Origin of the sequence: Embleya sp. NPDC005575 (assembly GCF_040605455.1) — a bacterium.
GTDB lineage: Bacteria > Actinomycetota > Actinomycetes > Streptomycetales > Streptomycetaceae > Embleya.
On record NZ_JBEXCV010000249.1, the window covers coordinates 1 to 8,106 of the forward strand.

An 8,106-nucleotide genomic window follows, 5' to 3' on the forward strand; every position below is an offset into this window, starting at 1 on the left:
GTACCCGGGCCGCGCTCGCGGGCCGCGAGCCCCGAGGGCCGGCGCCCCTCCGCGGTGGCCGCGGCCTCCGGTCGGGAAGCCGACGACGACCCACCCCGGCGCCGGGAGGGCGCGGGTACCGCTCCCTCGGGACGCGCGGGAGCCCGCAGTGGCGCGCGGAGCGAGGGGCCGCCGAAGAGCAAGGTCAAGAAGCGGCTCAAGTGGATCGCCATCTCCGTGGTCGGCCTGCTCGTGGTGCTCGCCGGTACCGCGTACGGGTACAAGAAGTACCTCGACAGCAAAATAACCACCACCGCGAAGAACGCGGGCAGCGAGGACGTTCCCAAGGCCGAGGAGGACGCGTTCGGGCGCAAGCCGCTGAACATCGTCCTGATCGGCAACGACAGCCGTAAGGGCCTCGGCAAGAAGTACGGCGCGTCCGAGCACACCGAGGGCCTTGCCGACGTCACTATCCTGATGCACGTCTCGGCGGACCGCAGCAACGCGACCCTGGTCAGCATCCCCCGCGACACCATGGTGCAGATACCCAAGTGCGTCGTGGACGGCAAGACCTATCCGGCGTCCAACGGGCCCCAGTCGTTCAACGAGAGCCTGGCCAACGGCGGCCCGCCGTGCACGGTGTCCACGGTCGACAAGATGCTCGGGGTCCAGGTGGACCACTACATCATGATCGACTTCACCGGCGTGAAGAAGATGACCGACGCCGTCGACGGCGTGGACATGTGCATCTCGGAGCCGATCAACGACCCGGTCCTGCCCAACCAAGGCGGTGGCACCGACCTCAAGCTCGACGCCGGCGACCAGAACCTCAGCGGCGAAACCGCGCTGAAGTTCCTGCGCGCGCGGCACGCCTTCGGCGACGGCAGCGACCTGGCCCGGATCAAGGCGCAGAAGGCGTTCCTGATGGCGCTCACCCGCAAGCTGAAGAACAGCGCGTCGCTGACCAACGTCGAAGGCATGTTCAAGATCGCCAACATCGCCGTGGAGTCACTGACGGTGGACAAGGGCCTCGGTGCCGTGGACAAGCTGATCTCGCTGGGCAACCAGTTGAAGAAGGTCCCGGAGAAGCGGATGGCGTTCACCACGCTGCCGATCGAGGAATACCCGCCGATGGCCAAGTCCAAGGTGCAGCCCAAGCAGCCCGAGGCGAACAACCTGATGGCGATGCTGCGCAGCGACACGCCCGTCACCAAGGACGACAAGCCCGCGGGCGAGCAACCGCCGGCGGCGCCGACGCCCGAGGCGCCGAAGGTGGATCCGGCCACGGTCAAGGTCGACGTACGCAACGGCGGGGGCGTCAACAAGCGCGCCAACGAGGTCGCGGCAGACCTGGTCGGGCGCAAGTTCGTCGCGGTCGCGTCGGGCAACGCCAGGGACGGCAAGATCCACGCGACGAGCACCATCACCTATCCCAAGGGCCGTCTGGACGCCGCGAAGGCGCTGGCAGCCGCGACCGGCCTCGGGGACGGCGCACTGGTCGAGAGCACATCCACGACGCTGACCCGCTTCGAGGTCCTGATCGGCAAGGACTTCCCCGCGACGCCACCACCGGCCGCGGGGGCCCCGCCGAGTGAGCCGCCGAAGAACATCGACCTGGAGACGGCCGACAAGAACGTCTGCGCGCCGAAGAAGAACAAGTAACCGCACCCCGCGCACACGCCGACGGCCGCCCGCCCTCCCGAACCGGGAGGCGCGGGCGGCCGTCGGCGGTGCGGGCGATCGGGGTCGCGGCGCGGCAACGCGTTTGACGGCGGTCGTCGGAGACGGACAGGCTCCGGGGGTGGACAACGCACGGGTGCGACTGCGCCGCCTGGACGAAGACTTGCTGGCCGCCCTCCTGGACACCGCGGTGACCGACGCCGACCCGGCGGAGGTGATGCCGGCCGTACCCGGCCCGCCCGGCTGGACCACCGACCGCCGAGCCGCCTTCCTGGCCTTTCATCACGAATGGGCCGCAACCCCCACTACCTACGCGATCCTGGTCGCCGACCGCGTGGTCGGCGCGGCCCGTCTCCAGCCCGCCCCGAAAACCCCGGACGACGCCCTGGAAACCGGTCTGTGGATCGGCCGCTCCCACCGCGGCCGAGGCATCGGCCACGCCGTCGTCGCCCTCCTGCGCGCCGAGGCCAAGGCCCAGGGCGCAAGCCGCATCGTGGCGAGCACGACCGAGGCGAACACCGCCGCCCAACGCCTCCTCACCACCGCCGGCGCCGAACTCCACCAGCTCCCCGAACCCACCCTCGACGGCGACACCATCGAGGCCACGCTGGACGTCGACTGAGCCGACGAGGGCGACGAGCGTGGACGGGTCCGGCTCCCCGGCAGCCGCACGCACGCGCCGCGAAGATCATGCAGATCTACGGGGGCGCCAACCGCGGCCCGCGCATCGTGATGGCGCGGGACCTGCCCCACCGGCCCCACCGGGCCGGACCCCCGACGCACCCGAGCCGGGCCCGCGCGGGGCGGCCGAACCCGTTCGGTGAGCGGGCTCCGGCGGCCTCTCGCGCGCTGGGGTTGCTCGTCGCGCAGCCGGATCTCGCGCCGGCTACCCGTGCACCGGTGTCGTCAGGGTCAATTCGTCATCGCGCTCCGCGTACAGTTCGCCGGTCTCCGGGCAGCGCCAGTGGCCGTCGCCCACCGGGGTCAGGGGGACGCCGGCGCGGCCCACCCACTTGATGCGGCGGGCCGGGACGCCGGCCATCAGGGCGTGGTCGGGAACGTCGCGGTGGACCACCGCGCCGGCCGCGATCAGGGCCCAGCGGCCGATGGTGACGCCCGCGACGACCACGCTGCGGGCGCCCACCGCGGCACCCTGACGGACCGTCACGCCCTGGGCGTGCCAGTCCTGTTCGCCCTTGAGCAGGCCGTCGGGAGTAACCGCGCGCGGATACATGTCGTTGGTCAGCACGACCGCCGGGCCGATGAAGACGCCGTCCTCCAGGACGGCGGGTTCGTAGACCAACGCATGGTTTTGCACCTTGACGTTGGCGCCGATCCGGACGGCGGGGCCGACATAGGCGCCGCGGCCGATCACGCAGTTCGCGCCGAGGACCGCATCCTCCCGGATCTGGGCGAGGTGCCACACACGGGTGCCCTCGCCGATGATCGCCGACTCGTCCACATCCGCGCTCGGGTCGATAGCCACCCCCGAACGCTAGTGCTCACTCGGCCGCCACGCCCAGGAAATCGGCGAGGACGCGGGCCGAGCGCCGACCGTCGTGGTGTTCGGCGACGTACGCCGGGCCCCGCGCGGCCAGTTCGCGGGCCGCCGCCGGTTCGGCGACCACCTCCTCCAGCACCTCGGCCAGCGAGTTCGGATCCGCGCCGCGGATCGGCAGGTCGGCCGGCAGATGCTCGGTCGCCGACTCGTGCAGGTAACAGATCGTCAGCCGACCCGCCGCGAGCGCCTGACACGACGTGGTGCCGTAGGAACCAAGGGCGAACTGGTCGAGCACGATGTCGGCATCCGCGAACAGCGCCGGGAGTTCGGCGGCCGGTCGGTTCAGGATGCGGCGGTACTCGATCAGGCCGATCTCGTGCAGCCGGTGCAGGGTCGGTTCGATCCGCGCGGTGCCGTGCAGGAACGGACTGGTCATCACGTGCACCACGACCGGGCGTTCGCGGGCCAGCACCGGCTTTCGGGTCCGCCATACCGAAGGGTCGAGCGCGGCCGGCAACCACACCGCGTCCGGCACGTCCGCGATCAGGTCGGGCGTGGCCACGAAGGTCGGCACGTCCAGGCCCCGCAGGATCGGCAGCAGCCGGTCCACCTTGGCCTGCAACGCGTGGGTCAGCTCGTAGCGCGGGTCGAACGGCGAGAACTCCACCCGGGCCCGGTGCGCCGCCGGATCGCGCGCCTCCGAGCCGTACAGCACCAGCCCGAGCGCGATCCCGGCCGCCCGCAGCTCGGCCAGGTCGGTGTCCACCCACGAACCGCCGAGTCGGCCGAACGCGGGCATCGCGCCCTCCGCCAACACATGTGTGTAGCGGTCCAGCACCTGGGCCAGCCGACCCAACTGCCAGCGTGTGGACAGCCAGTCGTCGGTGGCGATCGCCTGGTCTCTGGGGTGGCCGAGGGTGTTCGCCGAGCTGAGCGCGGACGCCTCGGCGCGCACCCCCGGCAGGTGTCGCTCGACGGCGCGGGCCCACGCGTGCCCCTGCCCGCCGGTGTTGGTCGGGCCGATCCCCAGCACCGGCGAGGACACGGGCACCGGCTCCGCGTCGGCCGCGAACGCGCGCACGTACGGCTCGTACGCCTGCTCGCAGCGCCGCGCCCACGCCTCGGCGTCCCGCTCGACCTCCGCGCGATGGGTGCGCCGGATCGCCTCCAGATCGCGCTGGGCCATGATCCGCCGCAGCCCCTTGAGCACCCCGCCACCGTCGAGGGCCTCGACCGCCGCCCGCGCGGCGGCCAATCGGGCGGTGCGCACCGGATCGACCGGCACCCGCAGGGAGCGCACCACGCCGGTCTCGGTCACCTCGACCGAGGTGGTCACCGCGACCGTCTCGGCGGGCGCGACCCGGAGCACGTAGGCACCCTCGACCGGATCGTTCGGATACTCCCCGCCCACCTCCGTGTGGGTGACGACGAGCCGCCGCAGCCGCTCGGGCGGGGTGAAGGCGCGATCCTCCGCGGCCTGCCGGGCATCCGGGATCGCCACTTCCGCGGCCACAGCCGAGTCCCTGTCGCTCATCGCCGTCGTCTCCCAAGGCCGTGCCGACTGTTCACAGACTGTCACCGGGGACGAGCGGTGACCAGGGCGGCCACGTTACTTGGCTTTACCGAAAGGACCCGGTTTCCGGCCGGGAAGACGGCGCGTCGGCCCGAGCGGGCGGTGCGTACCACCCTTCGAACGCACATCGGCCCGGGTCGCACACACTGGCGACTCGGGCCGACGCGACACCGCACAGGGCGGACTACCCGGGCTCTTCCTCGGCCCCGGCGGTCCCCGCCTCGACCCGATCGGCCAGGCTCTTGGGGCTGGTCAGGAAGCCCGCACCCCAGGATCCGTGCATAGTCGCGAGCACGCCCGGGAGCCGGACCAGCGCGCCCGGGCTCAGGTCGCGGCCCTCCCACGCGGCTCCGGCCAGGATGCCCGCCGCGTACCCGCCGGGCACCAGCCAGCCGACCTTGCGCCCGGACAGGCCCACCACCGTGCCGGCGGCCACCGCCGCGAGCGCGGCCGGCGGGGCCAGGTAGCGCAGATTCACCGAGCCCTGGTGGTGCCGGGAGACGACCCGACGCCATCGGCCGTAGTTGAAGTACTGCTTGGCCAGCGCCTTGGTGGTCGGCCGCGGGCGGTAGGAGACCTCGAGCTCGGGCGAGAACCAGATCAGGTATCCGGCCTCGCGGATCCGGTAGTTCAGCTCCCAGTCCTGGGCCCGCTCGAACTCCTCGTTGTAGCCGCCCAACTCCTCCAACACCTCGCGCCGGAACACGCCGAGGTAGACGGTGTCGGAGGGCCCCGCGCCGCCGCCGGTGTGGAAGCGCGCGTTGCCGACCCCGAGCTTGGAGGTCATCGCGCGGGCGACGGCCTCCTCGTAGGGGGTGGTGCCCTCGGCGTGCATCAGTCCGCCGACGTTGGCCGCACCGGTCTCCGCGAGCAGCCGGACGGCGGTGGAGATGTATCGGGCAGGCAGGATGCCGTGGCCGTCCACGCGCACGATCACGGGGTGCCGCGATGCGCGGATCGCCGCGTTGAGCGCGCTGGGGGTGCGGCCGGTGGGATTGGGGACGGTGCGTACCCGGGAATCGTTCGCGACCAGCCGGGCGGCGATCTCGTCGGTGTCGTCCGTGGACGGTCCGAGCGCGATCACCACTTCGATCTCGCCGGGGTAGTCCTGCGCGAGCACACGACCGACGGCCTCTTCGAGGTGTCGGGACTCGTTGAGCACCGGCATGATCACGGAGACGGGCGGTTTTTCGGGGAGCGGCTCCGCTCGGCGAACCGGAGGTTCGTGGGTGGCGGGCTCGTCGGCAGTGGGATTCATCGTCTTGGAGCGTACTGCGAACGGACCCGTCCACCGACATCGACCGAGCGGGCAAGCGCACGGAGCCGTCGGCGTGCCGCGGCCGTTGCCGCTCGATCCCGCTTTACGGTGGTTCGATGCGCAGCACCGCAACCGTGGTCGGCCGCACAGGCGTCCTTTGGAGGTACGCGGGTACGGATGGACATCCGCGCGGTGCGCCGGGAGGGTGCGCAGCGAACGGCGGCACGAGATTCGGTCCGCGAGGAGGGACACCGCACCCATGGCGACGACTGGCGGACGGTCCTCGGCGAGAACCGCGAACGGCGAACGGAACGAGCGTGGCGTCGGCCGCAATTGGCTCGTGTTGATCACCGGCATGCTCGCGGCGGCGATCCTCGCGACCAGCGGCATCGGCTGGGCCTGGGTCAAGCACTTCGACGGGAAGATCCAGCGGATAGATCCGTTCAAGGGCCTGGACAATCGCCCGGACACCGGATCCGGCAAGGACCTCAACTTCCTGATCGTCGGCTCGGACAACCGCGCCGGCATCTCCAAGGACACGCTTGAGAGACTGCACGCTGGCGGCGAGTCCTGCGACTGCACCGACACGGTGATGATCGTGCACCTCAACGGCAAGCGGGATCGCGCGACCATCACCAGCCTGCCGCGGGACAGCTACGTGGAGTTCCCGGCACACAAGGACAAGGCCACCGGCGAACAGCGCGGCCCGTCCAAGGGCAAGATAAACGCCGCGTACACGCTTGGTGGCCCACCGCTCACGGTGGCCACCGTGGAGAAGGCGACCGGGATCCGGATCGACCACTACATCGAGGTCAACTTCGTCTCGTTCGTCAGTGTCGTGGACACCCTCGGCGGCATCGAGATGTGCACGCCCAAGCCGCTGCGCGACCCCAAGTCCGGTCTCGACCTGCCCGCGGGCACCAGCAAGCTGGACGGGGTCAAGGCCCTGCAGTTCGTCCGCGCCCGGTACATCGCCAGCGACCCGACCGGCGACATCGGCCGCACCCAGCGCCAGCAGAAGTTCATGACGCAGGTGCTCGCGAAGGCCACGTCGTCCGGCACGCTGACCGACCCGCTCAAGCTCAAGAACGTGCTGGACGCGGTGCTCGGGTCGATCAAGGTGGACCAGGGCATGAGCCCGCAGTCCTTCCTGGAGTTGGGCGGCAAGCTCAGGAACCTGTCCAACTCCGGCGTCACCTACGCGCAGGTGCCGCTCAAGAGCATCGACCACGAGGTCCCGGAGTGGGGCTCGACGGTGTTGTGGGACAACGCCAAGGCGGCGGCCCTGTTCCAGGCGATCCGCGAGGACAAGGACCTGATCGCGCCGTCGCCGGAGAAGAAGGCCGACGCGCCGGGCCCGACCGACGCCCCCGCGCCCTCCCCGGTGTCGGTGGAGGTGGCGCCGAGCGAGATCTCGGTACAGGTGTACAACGGCGCGTCCGCCGCAGGCCCCGGTACGCGCGCGCACGAGGACCTCAAGGGCCTCGGCTTCGCGATGGCCGGCCCGCCGCGTACCTCGACCTCGGCCGACGGCGTGCGCACGATCATCCGGTACGACCCCAGGTGGAACCGCTCGGTCAAGTCGGTGCAGGCCGCGCTGCCGGGCGCGACCCTGGAGCAGGTCGCGGGCCTGGGCCGGACGATCGAGGTGATCGCGGGTTCGTCGTACGCGGGGGCGACCCCGGTGCGGGTCGGTGGCGCGTCCGACGGGCAGCCGACTGTGGCCGTGACCCCGAACCCGGCATACTCTGCCAAATCCGGTGACGAAGTCTCGTGTAAGAAGTGAGCATCAACTGTGGAACAGATGGTCGATGAGGTCGGCATTCGGTTGCTTCGGGGCTGATCGAGTGAAAGCTTCGATGTCATGAACAATTGGCCGCCGGGGTGGGCGGATGGCGACCAACAGCCGCAGCAGCCCCCTCCGGGAACGATTCCGAGCCGCCCCGGCGGCTACCCGCAGCAGGCGCCCGGTGGGCATCCGCCGCAGGCGCCGAACGCGTATCCACCGCAGCAACCGGGTGGGTACCCGCCCGCACCCGCGGTGCACTCGCCGCAGGCCGGCGTGCCGCCGGTACAGCGGGCGCCCGGTCCGGACGCCTATCCGCCGCAGCCGCC

At 71.2% G+C, this 8,106-nt stretch carries 6 protein-coding genes and 1 pseudogene; 4 read left to right on the forward strand and 3 right to left on the reverse strand.

The window, feature by feature from the left end:
- Positions 1 to 1,641, forward strand: a 1,641-nt coding sequence (locus tag ABZS54_RS40740) for an LCP family protein (RefSeq protein WP_355547790.1), incomplete at its 5' end; no start/stop codon positions are given.
- Between the two features lie 139 nt (positions 1,642 to 1,780).
- Positions 1,781 to 2,281: a GNAT family N-acetyltransferase gene (locus ABZS54_RS40745; protein WP_355547793.1), complete on the forward strand. Its 501-nt coding sequence runs from the start codon at positions 1,781 to 1,783 to the stop codon at positions 2,279 to 2,281.
- Between the two features lie 264 nt (positions 2,282 to 2,545).
- On the opposite strand, the gene ABZS54_RS40750 is transcribed toward ABZS54_RS40745, so the two are convergent.
- From ABZS54_RS40750 to ABZS54_RS40760, 3 genes are all read right to left on the reverse strand, one after another.
- Complete coding sequence (locus tag ABZS54_RS40750) at positions 2,546 to 3,139, reverse strand: acyltransferase (RefSeq protein ID WP_355547804.1); 594 nt, start codon at positions 3,137 to 3,139, stop codon at positions 2,546 to 2,548.
- A 22-nt stretch (positions 3,140 to 3,161) separates the two neighbouring features.
- On the reverse strand, positions 3,162 to 4,694 hold the full coding sequence (locus tag ABZS54_RS40755) for a hypothetical protein (RefSeq protein ID WP_355547796.1): 1,533 nt from the start codon (positions 4,692 to 4,694) through the stop codon (positions 3,162 to 3,164).
- Positions 4,695 to 4,917: 223 nt separating this feature from the next.
- Positions 4,918 to 5,991, reverse strand: coding sequence for a glycosyltransferase family 2 protein (locus tag ABZS54_RS40760; RefSeq protein ID WP_355547798.1), 1,074 nt, complete (start codon positions 5,989 to 5,991; stop codon positions 4,918 to 4,920).
- A 340-nt stretch (positions 5,992 to 6,331) separates the two neighbouring features.
- Between ABZS54_RS40760 and ABZS54_RS40765 the strand changes: the two genes are divergently transcribed.
- Both ABZS54_RS40765 and ABZS54_RS40770 read left to right on the forward strand, forming a co-directional pair.
- Positions 6,332 to 7,777 (forward strand): LCP family protein, encoded by a 1,446-nt coding sequence (locus tag ABZS54_RS40765; RefSeq protein ID WP_355547801.1) that lies wholly within the window; start codon positions 6,332 to 6,334, stop codon positions 7,775 to 7,777.
- Between the two features lie 78 nt (positions 7,778 to 7,855).
- Positions 7,856 to 8,106: pseudogene (locus tag ABZS54_RS40770) on the forward strand (hypothetical protein); the annotation flags it as partial.